The sequence below is a fragment of the Centipeda infelix ATCC 43532 genome (assembly GCF_000234095.1).
Lineage (GTDB): Bacteria > Bacillota > Negativicutes > Selenomonadales > Selenomonadaceae > Centipeda > Centipeda infelix.
Map to the genome: position 1 here is coordinate 369,799 of NZ_JH376797.1, position 20,103 is coordinate 389,901.

At 53.7% G+C, this 20,103-nt stretch carries 15 protein-coding genes; 12 read left to right on the plus strand and 3 right to left on the minus strand.

Features of this window, described 5'->3' with window-relative positions:
* The first annotated feature begins 23 nt into the window (after positions 1-23).
* The 7 genes from HMPREF9334_RS01800 (at position 24) to tadA (ending at position 12,898) form a co-directional block, all read left to right on the plus strand.
* Positions 24-1,169: an exonuclease SbcCD subunit D gene (locus HMPREF9334_RS01800; RefSeq protein WP_006691800.1), complete on the plus strand. Its 1,146-nt coding sequence runs from the start codon at positions 24-26 to the stop codon at positions 1,167-1,169.
* Entirely contained in the window at positions 1,166-4,246 is a 3,081-nt protein-coding gene (locus HMPREF9334_RS01805; RefSeq protein WP_006691801.1) for an AAA family ATPase, read from the plus strand. The genes HMPREF9334_RS01800 and HMPREF9334_RS01805 overlap by 4 nt, the downstream gene beginning before the upstream one ends.
* Positions 4,243-7,791 (plus strand): PD-(D/E)XK nuclease family protein, encoded by a 3,549-nt coding sequence (locus HMPREF9334_RS01810; RefSeq protein ID WP_006691802.1) that lies wholly within the window; start codon positions 4,243-4,245, stop codon positions 7,789-7,791. The genes HMPREF9334_RS01805 and HMPREF9334_RS01810 overlap by 4 nt, the downstream gene beginning before the upstream one ends.
* A complete protein-coding gene (addA, locus tag HMPREF9334_RS01815) occupies positions 7,784-11,560 on the plus strand; it encodes a helicase-exonuclease AddAB subunit AddA (RefSeq protein ID WP_006691803.1) in 3,777 nt (1,258 codons plus the stop codon). The genes HMPREF9334_RS01810 and addA overlap by 8 nt, the downstream gene beginning before the upstream one ends.
* A 101-nt stretch (positions 11,561-11,661) precedes the next feature.
* Entirely contained in the window at positions 11,662-12,009 is a 348-nt protein-coding gene (locus HMPREF9334_RS01820) for a histidine triad nucleotide-binding protein (protein WP_006691804.1), read from the plus strand.
* Between the two features lie 147 nt (positions 12,010-12,156).
* On the plus strand, positions 12,157-12,435 hold the full coding sequence (locus HMPREF9334_RS01825; RefSeq protein ID WP_006691805.1) for a hypothetical protein: 279 nt from the start codon (positions 12,157-12,159) through the stop codon (positions 12,433-12,435).
* Complete coding sequence (gene tadA / locus HMPREF9334_RS01830; protein WP_006691806.1) at positions 12,425-12,898, plus strand: tRNA adenosine(34) deaminase TadA; 474 nt, start codon at positions 12,425-12,427, stop codon at positions 12,896-12,898. Before HMPREF9334_RS01825 ends, tadA begins: the two co-directional genes overlap by 11 nt.
* Positions 12,899-12,976: 78 nt before the next feature.
* Here the strand turns inward: tadA and HMPREF9334_RS01835 are convergent, their stop codons facing one another.
* Positions 12,977-13,885, minus strand: coding sequence for a metal ABC transporter substrate-binding protein (locus tag HMPREF9334_RS01835; protein ID WP_006691807.1), 909 nt, complete (start codon positions 13,883-13,885; stop codon positions 12,977-12,979).
* Between the two features lie 285 nt (positions 13,886-14,170).
* On the opposite strand from HMPREF9334_RS01835, the gene rpsU reads away from it, so the two are divergent.
* From rpsU to guaA, 5 genes are all read left to right on the plus strand, one after another.
* Positions 14,171-14,353, plus strand: a complete 183-nt coding sequence (gene rpsU, locus HMPREF9334_RS01840) for a 30S ribosomal protein S21 (RefSeq protein WP_005841552.1) — start codon at positions 14,171-14,173, stop codon at positions 14,351-14,353.
* Positions 14,354-14,428: 75 nt separating this feature from the next.
* Entirely contained in the window at positions 14,429-14,872 is a 444-nt protein-coding gene (locus HMPREF9334_RS01845; protein ID WP_006691808.1) for a GatB/YqeY domain-containing protein, read from the plus strand.
* A gap of 100 nt (positions 14,873-14,972) precedes the next feature.
* Positions 14,973-16,106: a recombinase RecA gene (recA, locus tag HMPREF9334_RS01850; protein WP_006691809.1), complete on the plus strand. Its 1,134-nt coding sequence runs from the start codon at positions 14,973-14,975 to the stop codon at positions 16,104-16,106.
* Positions 16,103-16,594 carry a regulatory protein RecX gene (locus HMPREF9334_RS01855; RefSeq protein WP_006691810.1) on the plus strand — a complete coding sequence of 164 codons (492 nt, stop codon included), beginning with the start codon at positions 16,103-16,105 and terminating at the stop codon, positions 16,592-16,594. Before recA ends, HMPREF9334_RS01855 begins: the two co-directional genes overlap by 4 nt.
* Positions 16,595-16,610: 16 nt before the next feature.
* Complete coding sequence (guaA, locus tag HMPREF9334_RS01860) at positions 16,611-18,170, plus strand: glutamine-hydrolyzing GMP synthase (RefSeq protein WP_006691811.1); 1,560 nt, start codon at positions 16,611-16,613, stop codon at positions 18,168-18,170.
* A 28-nt stretch (positions 18,171-18,198) separates the two neighbouring features.
* Here guaA and HMPREF9334_RS01865 read toward each other — a convergent pair whose 3' ends face one another.
* Together HMPREF9334_RS01865 and HMPREF9334_RS11490 are read right to left on the minus strand one after the other, a co-directional pair.
* Complete coding sequence (locus HMPREF9334_RS01865) at positions 18,199-19,386, minus strand: site-specific integrase (protein ID WP_245535201.1); 1,188 nt, start codon at positions 19,384-19,386, stop codon at positions 18,199-18,201.
* A gap of 216 nt (positions 19,387-19,602) precedes the next feature.
* Positions 19,603-19,956 (minus strand): helix-turn-helix domain-containing protein, encoded by a 354-nt coding sequence (locus tag HMPREF9334_RS11490; RefSeq protein WP_039957115.1) that lies wholly within the window; start codon positions 19,954-19,956, stop codon positions 19,603-19,605.
* Between the last annotated feature and the right edge of the window lie 147 nt (positions 19,957-20,103).

Here is a 20,103-nt window from a genome sequence, read left to right on the forward strand (position 1 = left end):
TAATCATGAGATGAGGGGATGTCATGCGGTTCATCCATACGGCAGACTGGCATTTGGGAAAACTCTTCGGACAGCGGCATATGACAGAGGATCAGGCGTATGTATTGGAGGAGCTGCTTGCACTGTGCAAGGATGTGCGCCCCGATGCCCTCGTTATTGCAGGTGATGTCTATGACCGCGCCATTCCACCTCCTGAGGCAGTCGAACTCTTCAACGAAATATTGACACGGCTCGCTGCACAGGGAATCCGCGTGCTCTTTATTGCCGGAAATCATGACAGTGCTGTGCGCCTCGGCTTTGGCGCACAGCTTCTTCGTGCGTCCGGCATCTATCCGGCGGGTATTGTGCGCGCCGAGGAGCCGCCTGTCATCCTCTCAGATGAACATGGGGAGGTCTATTTCTCGCTCATCCCCTATGGAGATCCCCCGCATGTACGCGAGGCATTTGCGCTCGATGAAAACGTATCCTTCGATGGTGCGCTTGCCGTACAAATTGCGGCGGCACGTGCACAGATTCCATCATCGGCTCGCAGTGTGGCAATTGCACACGCCTTTGTCATCGGCGGTCAGACCTCGGAGTCCGAGCACGCGCTCTCCGTCGGCGGCAGCGATCAGGTCAGCGCGGAGCACTTCACTGCATATTCCTATACGGCACTCGGACATCTCCACGCACCCCAGCGGGCGGGTGCGGAGAACGTACGCTACTCCGGCTCATTGCTGAAATACTCCTTTGATGAAGCGCACCAGAAAAAGGGCATCGAGCTCGTCGAACTCGATGCCGTGGGGGCAGCATCTCACACATTCTACCCGCTGACACCGCGCCATGATGTACGCATTGTACGCGGCATGATGGATGAGATCATGGCGGATACATTCGATCCGCTTCCGCATGATGACTATATCTGTGTGGAACTGCTCGATACGGATGCCGTGCTCGCCGCACATGAGAAACTGCGGCGAGTCTATCCGAATCTCTTTACCATCACACGCCCGAACATCAACGTCAACCGACTTTCCTCCACCGAGCGCAGCTATGAACGCGGGAAATCCGACCTGCATCTCTTTTCCGATTTCTTTGCGGAAGTGACCGCCGTGCAGATGACAGAGACAGAACGGGACGAACTCATTCGTATCATTGATTCGATGGAGCAGGGGGAGCGTGCAGAATGAGACCTCTGAAACTTCGCTTACAGGCATTCGGCTCCTATGTCGAGGAGCAGGTACTGGACTTCGAGACGGCACTGGCAAACGCGCCATTTGTTCTCATTCATGGTGCAACGGGGACGGGAAAAACAACCATATTGGATGCGATTGTATTTGCACTGTATGGCGAATCCAGCGGCAACATTCGCGAGGGTACAACACTGCGTTCCTCCACCGCCCCCCCGGAGCGGGTCACGGAAGTAGAGTATGTATTTGCGCTCGGTCGCCGTCGCTTTCGTGTGCTGCGCTCCCCTGCATACGAGCGTATGTCGCGCGGCAAAATGACACGGCGTGCGGCAACAGGACAGCTCTATCGGCTTCCCGATGAGGGAGAAGATGGGGAGGAGACGCTGCTCGATTCAAATGTGACCGAGGTGTCGAAGCGCATCGGCCAGCTCATCGGCTTTGATGCAGATCAATTTCGTCAGGTCGTTCTGCTGCCGCAGGGACAGTTTCAGCGTTTTTTGCTTGCCGAGGTCAAGGATCGCAGTGCCATCATGCAGCGCATTTTTCGCACGGAGCGGTATCAGCGTCTTGAAGAGGCTCTGCTGCAGGAATCCATACGTCTGGAAAATGCGGCAAAAGAGGAACGCGCTCAAATTGACCAGATGCTGCATACAGAAAATCTGAACACAAGCGATGAACTGCGTGCGCGTATTTCCGAGCTGAAAGAAACAATCGACCGCCATGCCGAAGAGCTCAAGAATTTTGAGACGCGTCAAAAGGAAGCGCGTCATGCGCGTGAGCTCGGTGCGTCGGCAGAACAAAAATTACAGGAGCTTGCAGCTGCACAGAAACACCTCGCAGAAAAACAGGCGCAGGAAGAGGATGTGCGGGATTTTCGCATGCGTTTGGAGCGTGCACAACGCGCCCATCCTGTCCTCTATGCGGAACGCGAAGCAATACAGGCAGAGGAGCTGAAAAAGCGTCGGACGGATGAGTTCAATGCGGCAGATGCCCGTTTTATCGCTGCAAAAACAGCATATCAAACAGCGCAGAAAGCACGGAAAGCGGCAGAGGAACGAGAGCCAGAACGCACGAAGAAGGTACAGCGGATGCAGCAGCTTGCGGAATACGCAGAGCGTGCAGCACAGCTCCAAGGATGTCGGAAAATCGTAGAGGAACTTCGCGCCTCCAATGCACGCGCCGAAGAGACGGCAAAAAGCAACGCGCACACAATCGAGAATCTGCGTACGGAGCAAGCCGAGAATGCGGAGCGCATCGCTGCACTTGAAAAAATTTTGGCGACACGCGAAGCCTTTCAGCACGAGCAAGATCTCCTGAAACGCTGTCAGAATACCACTGCTCGCATTGCAGAATGGAATGCGCAAATAGCGGAACTGGGAAAAGGGGAAGAAGCGGCACGGCAGACATGGCAGACTGCCGCCGAGACATTGACCGCCGCAAAGACGAAGCTGCGGCAGATGCAGACGCTCTATAACCTCGGCAGTGCCGCACGTCTCGCCGAGATGCTTGCGGATGGCACACCCTGTCCCGTCTGCGGCTCACTTTCACACCCAACCCCCGCCATCCACACGGAAGATATCCCATCCGAGCAGGTCTTGGAGGAGTGCACAAAATCCGTCGATATTGCAGAGAAGTCCGTGCAGGAATCCGCCCGCAAACTGGAAGATGCCAAAGCGGCTCATGCGAACGCATTGCAGAGCTGTACCCGTGAACAGGAGCTTCTGCGCGAGTATCTTCCCTCCGATACATTGGAAGAGCTTTCACAGCGCGTTGCACGACGCGATGCGGAATTGAACAACGCCGCACAGGAGCATCAGGAACGTGCGGCGCAGTGTGCCGCGCAGAAGACACGCCTTGAAAAATTGCTGACGGATCAAGAAAGGCAGGAAGGGGAGGCACAGGAAAAACGTGACCTCCTGCGCGTGCGCGAGGGAGAGCAGGCTGTGTTGGAGGCACAGCTGCCTGAGGAATACCGTGACCGCGCGCTCCTTGATGCACACATTTCTCGTCTGCAAGAGGAAGTGGAGCGGGAGAAAAAGGCTTATGCGGATGCGCTTCAAAGAGCAAATGAAACATCCGCAGAATATGCACGCACGGAAAATGGAAAGAATACCGCTCAGCGCACTGCAGAAGAAGCATCGCAGAACGCGCAGACGGCACAGACAGCATATGCAGATGCACGTAGATCTGCCGGATTCTCCTCGGAGGAGGAATACCATGCGGCGGTCGAAGGGAAATGGGCGGAAGACGAATTTCTGAAAAAAGTGCATACGCAGCTGAATAAATATGCCGTTGATCGAAAAGCCGCAGAGGACGTATTTCAAAAGGCAAAAGATGCCGCTGACGGCTGCGTCGCGCCCGATATGGAAGCACTGAAGGCCGCAGAGGCGTCCGCCGATCAGGCGGTGCAGGAGGCTGCGCAGGAGCAGGGCAAGCGTACGGAGCGTTGGAATGCGCTGAACCGTATGATGCAGAGCATCGTTGCGCTCGAACAATCCGGCGCAGCGCGTGCACAGCGTTACCGCATCATCGGCAAACTCGCCTCTGTTGCGGCGGCAAAAGCACCCTATCAGGTGCATTTTCAGACCTACGTACTGCGCTCAATCCTGAGCGATGTCATCGAGGCGGCAAATGCACGTCTCATCGTAATGAGCCGTGGACGCTATCGCCTCATCCACGGGGAGGGCGGACACAAAAACAAATGGTGGGGGCTCGAAATTGACGTATTCGATGAGTACACGGGGCTGCCGCGCGTCTCACGCACGCTGTCCGGCGGCGAGACCTTCCTCGCGTCCCTTGCACTGGCACTCGGACTGTCGGATGTGGTGCAGCACTATGCGGGCGGGATGCACCTTGACATGATCTTCATCGACGAGGGGTTTGGTTCGCTCGACAGCGAGACCCTCGACATTGCGATCCGTGCGCTGCTTGAGGTACAGCAGGAGGGCGGGCGTCTTGTCGGCATCATCTCCCATGTGGAGGAACTGCGCGCGCGCATTCCCGTCCATCTGGAGGTGTTGCGTACGGCAAACGGCAGCAGAGCTCGCTTCACACAGGGCGGCTTGGAGGCATTATGACGGCAAAACTCGAGTTCATCATCGGACGCGCAGGAACTGGCAAGACACACACCTGCCTTGTCGCGATGAGACAGGCACTGGAGCGTGAGCCGCTCGGCAGACAGCGCATCCTCCTCGTTCCGGAGCATATGACCTATGCCGCAGAGCACGCACTGGCAAAGACGCTGACGCACAGTGCGGGATTTTTACAGGCCTATGTATTCGGCTTCCGCCGTCTCGCACGGCAGGTACTCCTTGAGACCGGTGGTGCGCACCTGCCGCGCATCAGCGACATCGGCAGACGCATCCTCCTAAAAGACATCCTGCTCAAGCACGAAAAGGAACTATCGGTCTTTGCACGCTCCGTCGGCAAGCGCGGATTTACCGAGACATTGGGACATACCATCGCCGAACTCAAGCGTTACCGCCTGAGTACCGATGTCCTCCGTGCTGCCGCCGATGATGATGCACATACGCAGGGGCGGCTTTCTCAAAAACTCAGGGAGCTCGCCCTCATCATGGATGATCTCTCGGCACGCATGGAGGGACGGCTGACCGATCAGACCGATCGCATGGAGCGCCTTGCCGCCCAGTTGAAGGACGCACCGTTTTTGCGTGGGGCTGAGATCTGGGTGGACGGTTTCGATTTTTTCAATCCGCAGGAAATGGCAGTTTTCGTGGAACTCTTTCACACTGCGGATACGGTTCATATCAGTCTGACAATGGACGGGCAGCGCGAGGGGAGCCGCGTGCGGGTCAATCTCCCCGAGAACACAAGGGATACGGGGCTGTTCGCGCGTTCTTATCAGACCATGCAGGCACTGACGAATCTTCTCGTCGAGATGGACCCGACGGCGGCACCGGAAATACATCTTACGGAGGAGCAGCAGCGTGCACAAAAACCATCGCTTGCAGCGATTGAACGACATCTGTTCGGACACGCACGTCTTGCTCCCATCGCGGACAATGCACTCAAGCTCGTCGAAGCCGCAAACCCGCGCCTCGAGGCGGAGGCGGTCGCGTCAGATATACTGCGCTTGGCACGTGAGGAGGGATATCGCTATCGTGAGATTGCCGTTCTCGTACGCGATATGGATACCTATGCGGATCTCCTGCTGCCGGCATTTGCCGACTGCGGCATCCCATGCCATCTGGATGCAAAGCGTCCGAGCACCCATCATCCTCTCGCAGAGCTTCTGCGCGCCGCCGCACAGACGGCATGGCGCGGCTGGGGGTACGATACCGTATTCCGTGCCCTGCGCACTGGATTTTTTCCTGTTGTGGCAGAGCCAACAGATGATGGTGGCTTTTCCTGCGGCGATTGGCAGGAAGCGGTCGACCGACTGGAAAACTACTGTCTGGCGTTCGGCATCCGCAGCGAAAATCAGTGGACGGCAACGGAGGACTGGGATTTTGTCCGCCGTACGATCTCGGAGGATGCGCAGGAGACTGAGCAAAATGCCATGCGCATTGCCGAGGAGATTGCCCTCGATGACATTCGTCGGCGCATTGCGGCACCGCTCTCACTGCTGACACAGAATCTTCGTCGGGAGGGGGGCTCTGCGCATGAGCGTGCCCATGCACTCTACAAATTCCTCACCAAACTGGAAGCACCACAGACGCTGGAGATGTGGAGAGCGGAAGCAGATGCCGAAGGGCGTCTTGCGGATGCGGCGGCACACCGACAGATCTGGGCTTCCTGCATGACACTCCTGGAGCAGCTGGTCGAGGTCAGCGGCGACGAGAACCTCTCTGCTCGTGACTTTGAGGAGCTGCTGGAGGACGGTCTGGATGCACTCGAAATTGCTCTGATCCCGCCGGGGCTGGATCATGTCACGATTGCCGCCTTCGATGAGAACAGTCTCGCGGGCATTCGTGCCGCCTATATTGTCGGTGCAAATGCAGGGACGATGCCGCGTGTGGGGGCACAGCAGGGCGTGCTGTCGGATGCAGATCGCCTTTCCATCCGCGAGTCGCTCGCACATACGAATCATACGATCTTCGGCGGCGGCCATGAGCAGAGCTTTCTGGAATGCTATCAGCTCTATCGTGGTTTTACCGAGGCACGGGAGTATCTGTGGGTTTCGTATGCGCTCTCCTCTGCCGATGGAGCGGCACTTGCACCGTCGCCCCTAATCGCTCGTCTGCGTACGATTTGTCCGACGGTGCTCTCCATCCCGCTTGCCATGGTGGAGCGTACGGATGATCTTGTGCTCTCCGCGCCCCATCCCGTACTCTCATCGCTGGCAGGGGCTCTGCTCGGACAGAAGGAGCGCGGGAAAATGCTCCCCCTCTGGGGCGATGTCTACAACTGGATGCGCAGCAATGCCGTGATGCATCCGCTGCTTCGTCTAATGGTGCACGGTCTGGTTTCATCGCAGCGTGAGGAGGAGCAGCTGTCTTTGGCGACGGCAAAGCAGCTGTTTGCGCGTGACGGGCGGATCAGCGGCAGCACAACACGTCTTGAGACCTTTCGTCAATGTCCGTTCCGCCACTTTGCAATGTACGGTCTCTGTCTCAAGGAACGCGATGTCTATGAGTTTCAAAGCAATGACTTTGGCACGCTCCTGCATGAGATCCTGCATGAATACGGTGAATGGGTGCGTACGAAACACGCGAACGACTGGTGCGCGGCAGAGCCGGACAGCGCGGCAAAGATCGATGAGCTGATGCACGAGGTCATTCCGCGCATCCGCAGCTCCGTCCTGATGAGCCGCGCCAGCTACCGCCATCGGATCGAACGCATTCGACGCACCGCGCAGCAGGTCATCCGTCACCTGACATCGTGGGCAAAGGCATCGTCATTTCATCCGCTTGGATTTGAGATCAGTTTTGGACGTGGCATGGATGATGTCCGCTTGGAGGAGTTTCAGCTTGCGGGCGGGGCAACACTCTCCCTGCGCGGGCAGATTGATCGCTTTGATGTGACGAAGACGCGTGACTACTACCTCGTCCTCGACTACAAGACGGGAGGAACATCCCTGCTCCTGCCCGAGATTCGCCACGGGCTGAAGATGCAGCTGCTGCTCTATCTCTTTGTCATACGCAGTCTCCTCCATGATACAGACAGTTTTCCGGCGGGGATGCTCTATGCGCCTGTCGTGAATCCCATCATCAAGAGCGATGTGCGTCTGGATGACAGCGACCTTCACAAGATGGTTGCAAAGGACATGGTACTCACGGGGATGCTGATCGACGATCCGGAGATCACACAGAGCATTGACGCGATGGGGGAGCATCTCTGCATCACCTTCAACAAGGATAAGAGCATCTCCAAGGCATCGGCAAGGCACATTCGTTCACGCGAGGAGTTTGAACAGCTGCTTGCCTATCTGCCACAGTTGATCCGCACGACTGCCGAGGAGATCCTACGGGGCAATATACAGGTTGCGCCCTATCGTTTTCGGGATCGCAATGCCTGTACCTTCTGTACCTATCGCTCCATCTGCTCGTTCGATCCGGAGCTTGGGCAGGGGGATCGTTATCGCGATATTGCAGACAATGCACAGGCAGCAATGGAGGAGATTGCACAGATGGTGTGCGGGGAGGTGAAGTCCGATGGCTGAACGGATGCAGTTTACCGCCGATCAAAAAAAGGCGATTGAGACGCGTGGACAGAACATCCTCGTCGCAGCGGCGGCAGGGTCGGGAAAGACACGCGTGCTGGTTGAGCGCATCATCTCGCAGGTACGTGCGGGAACGCTGTCGCTGGATTGCATCCTCGTCCTCACCTTTACCAAGGCTGCTGCATCGGAGATGCGTGAGCGCATTGAGGCAGCACTCAACGCCGAAATTGATGTCATTGTCGAGAACGGCGGGGCACTCGAAGAGGTCGCTGCGCTCGAACGGCAGCGCGTCCTCCTCACGGGGGCGGACATCTCAACATTCCACTCCTTTTGTCAGCGTCTGATCCAGTCGCACATCGATGCGACGGAGATCCCGCCGACCTTTCGCATTGCAAGCGAGCAGGAGATTCGGCTGCTGAAAAACGACGTGTTTGAACAGATGATTGAGAGCGAATACGAGAACGCGGCAGTGGGCGACCCCGAGGGCTTTCTTCCCTTTTCCGATGCCTATGGAGGCGTGAAGGGGGACGACGAGAAACTGCAGGGAGAAATCCTCGCACTGCACGCCTTTTCGCTCAGTCAGCCCTCGCCCGTGACATGGCTTGCGGCACAGGGGAACGAGCGCACCGATACGCCGTATTGGGGGCGTGACGGGTTTCAGACCCTTGCGGATGAGCTCGAATACACTCTTTCAGAGGTCTGCACGAACTATGCGGCAGCAATCGAGCTTCTCAAGAGCGGCGGCAACGACCTACGCACGGCAGCAGCCAAATGTCTTGAAGCACTTGCGCATAACAAGGGAATCTATGAGGATTTGCACGCAGAGCTCAATGGATTTGTGAATGCCAAACAGGACAGCGCATGGGAAGCATTTCTGGCGCAAGCGGCTGCGGCGAAAAAGGCGAAGAAAAATATACCGCGCAAAGCGGTCGAGGACTGTGATCCCGATGTCGGAGCAAAACTCAAGAAGCTGACGGAAAAGATCCATGCCCCGTGGGATGGCTGCATTGCGCGTCTGCCCGCGACAGCACAGGAGCTATGCGATACCGAGAATGCTGCAAATGCCGCCATCCGTCAGTACGTTCGCCTGACAACCGCATTTCACAATACGTTTCAGCAAAAAAAAATCGAGCGCGGCATCCTGGATTTCAGCGACCTTGAACATACGGCACTCGAACTGCTCTGTCGCGATCCGAAGCAGCTGCAGGAGGATCCTACCATTGCCGCACCGACGGAGATTGCCGATGAGCTGCGCGCCCATTACGACGCAATCATGGTGGACGAATACCAAGATACAAACGGACTGCAGGAGGGGATTCTGCGGCAGATTGCACGCGAAAACAACCGCTTCATTGTCGGTGACGTGAAGCAGAGCATCTATCGGTTTCGCCTTGCCGATCCGTCGCTCTTTCAGCATACCTACGAGGTATACCGTGGCGACAGCGCAGAGGGCGAACTCGTGACGATGTCCGAGAACTTCCGCAGCCGCGCCGAGGTGCTTGAGCCCATCAACGAGATCTTCTCACAGATCATGAGCAAAGAAGCGGTCGACATTTCCTATGATGTTCATGCGTGTCTCAATCCGGGACGCGTATTTGCAGAGCCGACAAAGGGAACGTCACTTGCAGGGCCGCTTGAGATCAACCTCCTACGTGCAGACTATTCCGCTGACGCGGAGGAGCAGGGGGAGGAAGAGCGAAAAGCATTTGAAATTGAGGCGCATTTTATTGCACGCCGTATTCAGCAACTCAAATCCGAGGGGTACGTTCTGCACAACGGGGATGCCGTCCAAAACAAGGATATTGTCATTCTCCTGCGTGGCGCGAAGGAGCGTGCTGGGATTCTGCTCGATGCGCTGCGAAAAGAAAACATCCCCGCATATGCGGACGATACTGCCGGCTATTTTGAGGCGAGCGAGATTCGCATGATGCTCTCCCTGCTTGCCGTATTGGACAACGCCCGTCAGGATACGCCGCTTGCCGCCGTACTCGTATCCCCCATGATTGGCATGACAATGGAGGACATGGCGGCACTGCGCATACATACACCACTTGGCGGTATCTATGACATCCTAACAGGTGCAGCAGGGGAAGGACTTTCAGACAGTCTCATAGAAAAGGCGGCAAATGCACTGGAGCGCATCCGACGTTGGCGGCGCTGTGCCCTGGTGCAGAGCGTTCCCGAACTACTCCGCCTGCTCTATCGTGAGACGGGCTACTATGACTACGTCGGTGGACTCCCCGGCGGCATCCTACGACAGGCAAATCTGCGTATGCTCATCGACCGCGCTGCCGATTTCGAGCGGACAAACGAGCGCGGACTATTTCGCTTTCTGCGTTACATCGATGCACTGAAGCGGCGCAGCACAGATCTCTCTGTTGCGCGTACCCTCGGTGAAAGCGAGGATGTCGTGCGCATCATGACGATCCACCGCAGCAAGGGGCTGGAGTTTCCCATCGTCTTTCTTGCGAACATCTCAGGTGCATTCAATACGCAGGATACAAGGGGCGATTTGCTCTACCATGCACACGAGGGCATCGGTCTGCGTGTCTATGAGAACAGCATGACCGGACGGCAGAAATACGATACCATGTCGCGAAGGAAAATCAAAGCCGTCATTCAACGCGAGACGATGGCAGAGGAGATGCGCATTCTCTACGTCGCCATGACACGCGCACAGGAAAAACTCATCCTGACGGGCACGCTGAACATCACGCGTACGGGCAAGGACGCATTGGAGCAGCTCCGCGAGAACTGTCTCAAATATGCACAGACGGAAGACACTGTATTTCCAAAGGAGGCTATTCTTGGCGCGAAATGCTATCTCGACTGGATTGCACTTGCCCTGATGCGCCATCCCGACGGAGCTGTCCTCTTCGACGATGTGGACGAGATTGCTCTCCGCCCGCCAACCAATGAAAAGGCACGTTTTGATCTACGTCTCCCGCATGAGGATGTGCAAGTTCCGCAGGATCTGTCAGAGGAAAGGGAAGACAACGTCCTTTCTGCCGTCCGTGCCGATGAACCCCTCCCGGCGGGCAAGGATGCCGACCGTGTCGCGGCGGTTCTGGGCTGGGTCTATGATTTGCGCGGAACAGCGCAGATCCACGCAAAGACCAGTGTCACAGAGCTTAAGCGGCAGCAGGCAGCTGAGGAGGAGTCGATCGCTCCATTCCTGCCGGCTGTTGCTGATTCAGTAGATACACCCCAAGAATGGGAGGTTCCGCGATTCCTGCGCTCATCGGAACAAGAGCATCTGACACCGATGGAGCGCGGCACGGCAATGCACACCGTCATGCAGCAGCTCGACCTGTCGGATATCCCAAACATCTCCGCCATTGAGCGTCAGCTCGACCAACTCGTCGAAAAGGGGATTCTCACGGAGGCGGAGCGCGGCATCATCGATGTCGGGAACATATGGACATTCGTCTCTTCAAAACTGGGGCGGCGGATGCGTGCGGCAAAGGCAGTCTATCGTGAACTCCCCTTTGGACGTCTCCTTCCGGCACATACCTACTACAAAGAGGCAACGGATGAGGACGATCAGATTTTTTTGCAGGGCATCATCGACGTTCTCTTTGAGGAGGAAAACGGTGACTACATCCTGCTCGACTACAAGACCGACCGTAAAATCTCCGCCGCAGCAGCACGAGCCCGCTATCAGTTCCAGATCGACCTCTACTGCGACGCTGTAGAAACCATCCTTGGCAAGGAGGTCAAAGAGCGTTACTTATTCCTGCTTGATACAGGCAGAGAGGTGAGGCTGTAATAGAACATGTGCGGTAGAGAACGTGTCAGCGCAGGAGGAAAAGCAAGCAGGAATATATCTCTTCTTCACGAATTAGTAAGTCTTGAAAGGAAGTGAATCAAATGGCAGATTGTATTTTTTGCAAGATTGCTCATGGGGAGATTCCCTCGACAAAGGTCTATGAGGACGACACCGTGCTCGCATTTCGTGATCTCGATCCGCAGGCTCCGGAGCACGTTCTCATCATCCCAAAGAAGCATCTTTCGAGTGTACTGGACTTTGGCGCAGAGGATCGGGAGCTGGCAGCACATATTCTGACCGATGTTGTTCCTGCACTTGCGCGTACGTTGGGTATTGACGCGGGCGGTTTTCGTCTCGTGACAAACACAGGAGCGGATGGCGGACAGACGGTCGGACATCTGCATTTTCATCTGCTTGGCGGACGTTCGCTCACATGGCCACCGGGCTGACAAAAGCATCATATTCCAATTAGGGTAGTGTTATGTCACGTTATATTGTGATAAATACTGCCTTTTTTGTTTAAGTTCCCTCACAAGCAAACGATATAATTTATATAAGATAGAATAGTTTGTCAATATAGATAGGAGGTGTCAGCGATGGTAGAACGTGTTGAGCGGGTCATGCGAATCAAGCGCCTCAGGTTCAACAACGACGAGTTGTTCGAGCGGAGAAAAGGCTTTGAAGAGCAGGAGCAGGGAGAGTCGTTTGCTTCTATTTTTGAAGATGAAATAGAGAAGAAGAAAAAACGTCAATCGGACAATGATTCCTCAAACAGCGCGTATCAGCTTGATGTCGGTCGTCCTACGCAGTCCCTTTTTTATCAGGGAAAAGCTGATATTTCAGTGGTGAAGGGAAAGCTGCCCCATGCCGGATGATGTGCATGGAATGCGGCTGGCTCTTGCGGAGGCAGAACGTGCCTATGCACTTGGTGAGGTTCCCATCGGTGCTGTCATATTGGATGAGACGGGAACCGTCATTGCCAGTGGATATAATCTGCGTGAAACACAGCATGATGCAACGGCACATGCCGAGCTGCTCGCCATCCAACGTGCCTGTCAGCATCTCGGCCGCTGGCGTCTCACGGGCATGACAATCTATGTAACCATCGAGCCATGTCCGATGTGTGCCGGTGCCATCGTCATGAGCCGCATCAGCCGCGTGGTCTATGGAAGTACGGATACAAAGGCGGGAGCCTGCGAGTCACTCTTTAACATCACGGAATGCCCTGCACTGAACCATCAGCCCGAAATGCGTTCCGGCGTCTTGGCAGAGGAGTGCTCAGAGATCATCAAGCGTTTTTTTCGCGCACGGCGAAAAAGCAAAGGTGCGCCATCATAGACAAACCGTTCCTCACTTGCTTGCACGATAAAAGCCGTCCACAGCGTTTTGCCGTGGACGGCTTTTACATGGGAAAAGTTACTTGAGTGCTTCCTGCAAGGTCTTCATATTATTTTTCATTGTGTCGATATAGGCATTCTTCGCCGCAGGGGTTGCCTCACCAGTCACAACAGGATCGAGTGTATAGATCTTCGCTCCCGTCTCGCGAGCGATGGTCTCAGCAGCAGCAGGGGAGTACTGGGGCTCCGTAAAGAGAACCTTTGTGGGGAGGGCGTTGACCTGTTCGATGGTCTCCTGCAGCTCCGTCGGAGTCGGCTCTGTGCCGGGCTCACGCTCCACAACACCGATGATGTTCAGATTGAATTCCTTTGCAAAGTAGGGGAACGCCTCGTGAAACGTGACAATGTCCTTGTGCGGAACATTGTCGAGAGCCGCGTGCATTTCACTCTTGAGCGAGGTGAGCTTTTCGATGTATGCGACGGCGTTCTTCTCGTATGCCGCAGCATGCGCGGGATCAGCTTCCTTGAGCTGGTCGGCAATGTTCCGTACCTGCGTAATCGCATCCGTAACACTCAGCCAGACGTGGGGATTGTCCCCCTCCTCGTCATCATGAATGAGTTCGATGCCGCGCGAGGCATCGATGACCTTCAGCTTCTTCTGCTGCTCGGTCACCTTGTCCATGAAGTCCTCCATACCGGCTCCATTGATGACAAAGGCATCCGCCTTTTCGAGCGTCTTCATATCCTCCGTCATGAGCTGATAGTCATGCAGGCAGCCCGTCTGCGGCTTCGTCATATTATATACTTCGACGCCGTCCACACCGTCTGTAATGTTGATTGTCGCAACATACATGGGATAGAACGAGGTAACAATGCGGAACGGCTCTGCCGTTTTCTTTTCTGCGGGCTTGTCCGCGCCGCCGCAGCCGACAAGGGCAACGGAAAGGACAAGGAGCAGGAGAGATAGAATCTTCGTTGTACTACGCATGGGTAACAGATCTCCTTAAAGCAGTTGAACATTATGTGAATTTGGTGAAATTTCACGAGTAGAATAATACCGCACGTTGAGAGGTAATGTCAATATAAAATATAAAAATTTTTTATTGTTGCATACTATGTATAAATAGATGTTCAAACGAACAGTTGATGATATCCTCAGCTGTTTTGTGAAAATTTCATAACACGATTGACACGGATTATCCCTATGGGGTATAATGTCCTTGCATCATTTATTGGTGCAACATTACTCCGCGCGTGGAGGGAGGGGAAATGCATGGCAAATGAAATCAAGGTCGGCAAAAATGAGTCGATCGATAGTGCTCTCCGCCGCTTTAAGCGTATGTCACAGAAGGCCGGCACTCTTGCCGAAGTTCGTAAGCGTGAACATTACGAGAAACCGAGCGTTCGCCGCAAAAAGAAGTCTGAGGCAGCGCGTAAACGCAAATACAGGGGCTGATTGCAAAGAGACATCCGTGGACGCTGTGCCACGGATGTTTTTCTATTTTATGTTTTTACGAAAGGATGGACAACAATGTCATTGATGGAAAAACTGACTGCAGATATGAAGGAAGCCATGAAGCAGGGCGAGAAGGAGCGTCTTTCGGTTATCCGTCTCGTGCGCGGTGCCGTGCGTCAGGCTGAGATCGACGGGAAGAAGACGCTGAGTGACGACGAGATCATCGGTGTGATCACAAAGGAAGTAAAGATGCGCCGTGACTCCATTGAGGAGTTTGAACGCGGCGGGCGCAGTGATCTGGTTGAGAAGACACAGGCAGAAATTGCGATCCTGATGCCGTATCTCCCCGCGCAGCTCAGTCCCGATGAAGTGCGGCAGCTTGTCGAAACTGCCGTTGCCGAGGTCGGCGCAACGACCGCAAAGGATATGGGCAAGGTCATGGGGGTTCTCATGCCGCGTGTAAAGGGGCGTGCCGACGGAAAACTTGTGAATGAAATTGTCCGCGCTCTCTTGAAATAAATGTTCTGATATCGTAAACTCCCCGTACATTCCTTTTGACAAAGGCGCGGGGATTTTCGTATAATTGGAACGAGAATAACATATTAAAGGAGCGGATGATATGGCGGAGAAGGACAAGAAGGACAGCAAACGCGACAAGCCCATGACGCGCGATGAGGCACTGGAAAACGCGCTCAAGCAGATCGAGAAAAATCATGGCAAGGGCGCGATCATGCGTCTTGGCGAAGCCAAGGCAAATATGAATATTGAGGTGATATCGACCGGCATCCTGCCGCTCGATATTGCCCTTGGCGTTGGAGGCATCCCGCGCGGCAGAATTATTGAGGTTTACGGCCCCGAATCCTCCGGTAAGACAACCGTCACCCTCCACATGATTGCAGAGGCACAAAAGGCAGGAGGACTTGCCGCATTTATCGATGCAGAGCACGCGCTCGATCCGGAGTATGCGCGCAAACTGGGTGTCAACACCGAGGATCTCCTCATTTCCCAGCCGGATACGGGCGAGCAGGCACTTGAGATCGTGGATGCGCTTGTACACAGCGGTGCCATCGACATCATCGTGGTAGACTCCGTCGCGGCACTCGTTCCAAAGTCTGAGATTGAGGGCGACATGGGATCGTCCGTCGTCGGTCTCCAGGCACGTCTGATGAGCCAGGCGATGCGCAAACTCACGGGCATCATCAGTAAGACCCGTACCGTTGCCGTCTTCATCAACCAGCTGCGCGAAAAGATCGGCGTCACCTACGGCAATCCGGAAACGACAACAGGCGGCCGCGCACTGAAATTCTACGCCTCCGTGCGTATTGACGTGCGCCGTGCAGACTCCATCAAGCAAGGAACGGAGTCCCTCGGCAACCGTACGCGTGCGAAGATTGTCAAGAACAAGGTCGCACCGCCCTTTAAGACGGCAGAGTTTGACATCATCTATGGCGAGGGTGTCTCGCGTCTTGGCAGCATCATCGACATGGCGGTCGATCTGGATCTCATAAACAAAAGCGGCGCATGGTACTCCTATGAGGGAACACGTCTCGGGCAGGGTAAGGAAAACGCAAAGGCGACCTTGGAGGAAAAACCGGAACTCATTGCTGAGATTGAAGAAAAGATCCGTACCAAACTCCTCGTCGAAGGTGTAACCCCGAAAAAGAAGGGCGGATCAAAAAAATCCTCCGCCGATACAGATCAAGAAACATCGGATCTTCCGGAGGAAGAAGCGATGTCGGAGACGGATGAATGAGCGATGCTCACGATACGGGAGTGAAGCGTTCTCGAAAGTCCGCAGATAAAACGGCTCTGATGACGGCAGTTGACTATCTTGCACGGCAGGCACACAGCGAACAGAAGCTACGTGAAAAACTCACGCGCAAGGGCTTTCCCGAAGAGGAGATCGAGGCCGCCATCACCCGTCTCATCGAGCGTCACTATCTTGACGATACGGATCTCTGCACTCAACAGTTCATGTATCTCTACAACGAAAGTCGGTATTCCGTTCGTCAGATCTGTGCGAAGCTCATGCAGCGCGGCTTCGATCACAACCTTGTATGGAGTGTTGTCCCCGAGGATACCTACGAACGGGAAACAGCAGCTGCCGAGCGCGTGCTTGCAATGAAGTTCAAGCCAACAGACAACTATCAAAAGATGATGGCAAATCTCTATCAGAAGGGGTTTTCCGTCGATGTATCACACGCAGCCGTGCGAAATTTTACGGAAGATGCAGAAGATTAGAGAGAAAGGGACATCTATGATGAACAGACCCGAGACCTCGGAAATGATTTTGGTGCTGGACTTCGGTGGACAGTACAACCAGCTCATTGCGCGCCGTGTGCGGGAGAATCACGTTTACTGTGAAGTACATCCACATACATTGTCCATAGATCGCATTCGAGAACTTGCACCGCGCGGCATTATTCTGACAGGCGGTCCGAACAGCGTCTATGGAGCGGAAGCCATAACGGCACCAAAAGAACTCTTTGCACTTGGGATTCCCATACTCGGCATCTGCTACGGTGCCCAGCTGATGGCACATCTCTGCGGCGGGCGCGTTGAAACGGCTCCCACGAGCGAATACGGGCGGACAGAAGTCGACATCACGGACAAAGCGTCCCGTCTGTTTGACGGGATTCCATCCAAAAACATTTGCTGGATGAGCCACACGGACTATATCAGCGAGCTCCCTGCAGGCTTCCATACAACGGCAAGCACCCCCGTCTGTCCGATTGCTGCGATGGAGAATCCGAGTCAAGGGCTTTATGCTGTGCAGTTCCATCCCGAGGTCATGCACACAGAACACGGCACGGAGATTCTGCGTAATTTCGTCTATCACGTCTGCAAATGTACGGGCACCTGGCGCATGGATTCCTTCGTTCAGAAGACCATCGAGGAACTGCGCGCAAAGATCGGCACAGGACGTGCGCTCTGTGCGCTCTCGGGCGGTGTAGACTCCTCCGTTGCAGCAGTTCTGCTCTCCAAGGCAATCGGCAGCCAGCTCACCTGCGTCTTTGTCGATCACGGTCTCCTGCGAAAGAACGAGGGGGATGAGGTCGAAGCCGTTTTCGGAACATCCGGCACCTACGATGTCAACTTCATCCGCATCAATGCGCGTGACCGCTTCTATGCAAAGCTCAAGGGAGTAACCGAGCCTGAGGCAAAGCGCAAAATCATCGGTGAGGAATTTATCCGCGTATTCGAGGAAGCGGCGCATGAGATCGGTGCAGTGGACTTCCTCGTGCAGGGAACAATCTACCCCGATGTCATTGAGAGCGGACTTGGCAAATCCGCGGTCATCAAATCACATCATAACGTCGGCGGACTTCCCGATCACGTCGACTTCAAGGAGATTGTCGAACCGCTCCGTTTGCTCTTTAAGGATGAGGTGCGTGCAGCCGGGCGTGAGCTCGGAATCCCGGATCATCTTGTCGACCGACAACCGTTCCCGGGACCCGGTCTTGGCATCCGCATCATTGGCGAGGTGACAGCAGAGAAGGTTCAGATCGTGCAGGACGCGGATGCCATCTACCGCGAGGAGATTGTAAAGGCAGGTATTCAAAAGAAGCTTGGACAGTATTTTGCCGCGCTTACCAATATGCGCTCCGTCGGCGTCATGGGCGATGGACGCACCTATGACTATGCTGTTGTGCTGCGTGCCGTCGAGACCAGCGACTTCATGACGGCAGAGGCGGCGCAGCTTCCGTGGGAAATCCTGTCAAAGGTGACCACGCGCATTGTCAACGAGGTACACGGCGTCAACCGTGTCCTCTATGACTGCACAGGAAAACCTCCTGCAACCATCGAACTCGAATAAATAAAAATAGCGCAGAGATCCTTATATATCAAGGTTCTCTGCGCTTATTTATTTTCTGTGACCCCCGATTGACCCCTTTTGTTGCAGGATCACTTTCGATGGTGTCAATGATCATATCGCGCTCCTGCGGATACAGGTGAGCGTAGGTTTGTAGTGTAGTCTCGATTTTTTCATGACCGAGGCGTTGTGAAATCGCTATGATCGGTATTCCTCGGTGAATGAGATAGGAGGCATGAGAGTGTCTAAGATCATGAAGGCGAATTTTCTCTATGCCAACCTGTGCAGCTACACGCCTCATTTCATAAGATAATCCATGTTTACCGGTTTCAAATAATCGTGCGTTTGGATTGATTGAATGCTGCGCTTGGATAAACTGCTGGACTTCATCGACAAGAAATGCAGGGATGCTGACATCTCGGCGGCTCTTTGGTGTCTTAGGCGGGCCGATTATAGTCTTGTTATCTAGCCGTGCGTAGCTTTTGGTTATGTGTATCAAATTTTTGTCAAAATCAAAGTCCTCCAGGGTCAGTGCCAAAAACTCTCCAACACGCATCCCTGTCCAGAAAAGGATTAAAAAAGAAATTCTGTATAGTGGAGTAGTGGTGTGATTGATAAATTTTTGAAAATCATCAACCGTCCAGAATCTCATTGCATCGGCATGACTCTTTCCGATCATCCCTGCTCGTTTTGCTGGGTTAGTTGGTAGACCATAATAATTTACGGCAAAGTTGAAGATGGCTGCAACTTGATTGTTGATAGTACGGAGGTATGTCTCTTGATAATCGCCTTTGACAAGTTCGTTTTGCCACTGCCGTATTTTTGCAGGAGTAATCTGGTCGCAAGGCAAATTTGCGAAGAACGGCAACACCTTTGAGGTGAACATATATTCTTTGCTTCGATATGTTGTAGGTCTTATACGTGGTTTTATGTCCTCCATGTATAGATCATATAACGCTTTGAAGGACATAGAATGTGAACCTTGTTTCTGCCGATGAAAATCCTGCTCAAAAAGCTGAGCGTCTTTTTTCTTTGCGAAACCTCGGCGTGTGGTCTCTTTTTTTTCACCTGTCCAGTCGGTATATTTGATCTTTACGTACCATGTTCCGCGCTTTGTGTCTTTATGAACGGACAAGCGATCATCCCTTTCCGGTTTGAATTCTATAACATACTTTCCACAGCCACGGCTCTCATCAAGTTTGATCTGGCATGAACACACAGAAAAAAGCCCTGGGTCATCACTCCCGAGGCTTTTTCATCGGTATAACGGTGTCTATCTATACGTTCTTGTAGATTATACCGCCTATAGATATATCTTTCATGCCACAGAGAGAGGGTTTCTTTGGATGTGATGCATCGGAATTCCCAGTAATATCCAAAACATCATTTTTTGAAGAGCCTTATGTAAATCCGGAGAGCACGAGACAAAAAGGCACTACTTTTTTTTCGCCACAGCCTCCACAGCTGTCTTTTTTTTATGCTTTAGGTAGTTGATATACTGGCGTATTTCGTTTGCCATTTCTGGAGTAATATCCTCTATATCTCGCAAGACTTCTTCCTGATGGGAAGAAGTCTTTTCTTGTGTGATAGGTGAAGGGTCGTTCGTTCGGCCCAGCAAATAGTCTAGGCTAACATTAAAGAAATCTGCTATTCGGATCAGCATTGTAGTATCTGGATCCCGTTTCTCATTTTCATAAAAATTATATGATTGCCGACTTATGTTCAGTATTTTTGCTAAATCTGTTTGGCTTAGGTTATGTTGCTCACGCAATAGTTTCATTCTGTTCATCTGCAACCCCCTGTTACATTATGTCAACTATTTGTAGCAACTTCAATATGTGCAACATAATATAGCGATCTAAAATAATTAGCTACATTCTGTTGACAATAAGAAAAATATAACGTATTATTTCCTTGTCAACATAATGTAGCAGTT

Excerpts from the sequence above, each read along its gene's own strand:
- HMPREF9334_RS01845 (WP_006691808.1), top strand. The coding sequence starts at position 14,429 with ATGTCATTGATGGAAAAACTGACTGCAGATATGAAGGAAGCCATGAAG.
- tadA (WP_006691806.1), top strand. The coding sequence starts at position 12,425 with ATGCCGGATGATGTGCATGGAATGCGGCTGGCTCTTGCGGAGGCAGAA.
- HMPREF9334_RS01825 (WP_006691805.1), top strand. The coding sequence starts at position 12,157 with ATGGTAGAACGTGTTGAGCGGGTCATGCGAATCAAGCGCCTCAGGTTC.
- HMPREF9334_RS01805 (WP_006691801.1), top strand. The coding sequence starts at position 1,166 with ATGAGACCTCTGAAACTTCGCTTACAGGCATTCGGCTCCTATGTCGAG.
- addA (WP_006691803.1), top strand. The coding sequence starts at position 7,784 with ATGGCTGAACGGATGCAGTTTACCGCCGATCAAAAAAAGGCGATTGAG.
- HMPREF9334_RS01855 (WP_006691810.1), top strand. The coding sequence starts at position 16,103 with ATGAGCGATGCTCACGATACGGGAGTGAAGCGTTCTCGAAAGTCCGCA.
- HMPREF9334_RS01800 (WP_006691800.1), top strand. The coding sequence starts at position 24 with ATGCGGTTCATCCATACGGCAGACTGGCATTTGGGAAAACTCTTCGGA.
- HMPREF9334_RS01835 (WP_006691807.1), bottom strand. The coding sequence starts at position 13,885 with ATGCGTAGTACAACGAAGATTCTATCTCTCCTGCTCCTTGTCCTTTCC.
- HMPREF9334_RS11490 (WP_039957115.1), bottom strand. The coding sequence starts at position 19,956 with ATGAACAGAATGAAACTATTGCGTGAGCAACATAACCTAAGCCAAACA.
- recA (WP_006691809.1), top strand. The coding sequence starts at position 14,973 with ATGGCGGAGAAGGACAAGAAGGACAGCAAACGCGACAAGCCCATGACG.
- HMPREF9334_RS01820 (WP_006691804.1), top strand. The coding sequence starts at position 11,662 with ATGGCAGATTGTATTTTTTGCAAGATTGCTCATGGGGAGATTCCCTCG.
- guaA (WP_006691811.1), top strand. The coding sequence starts at position 16,611 with ATGATGAACAGACCCGAGACCTCGGAAATGATTTTGGTGCTGGACTTC.
- HMPREF9334_RS01810 (WP_006691802.1), top strand. The coding sequence starts at position 4,243 with ATGACGGCAAAACTCGAGTTCATCATCGGACGCGCAGGAACTGGCAAG.
- rpsU (WP_005841552.1), top strand. The coding sequence starts at position 14,171 with ATGGCAAATGAAATCAAGGTCGGCAAAAATGAGTCGATCGATAGTGCT.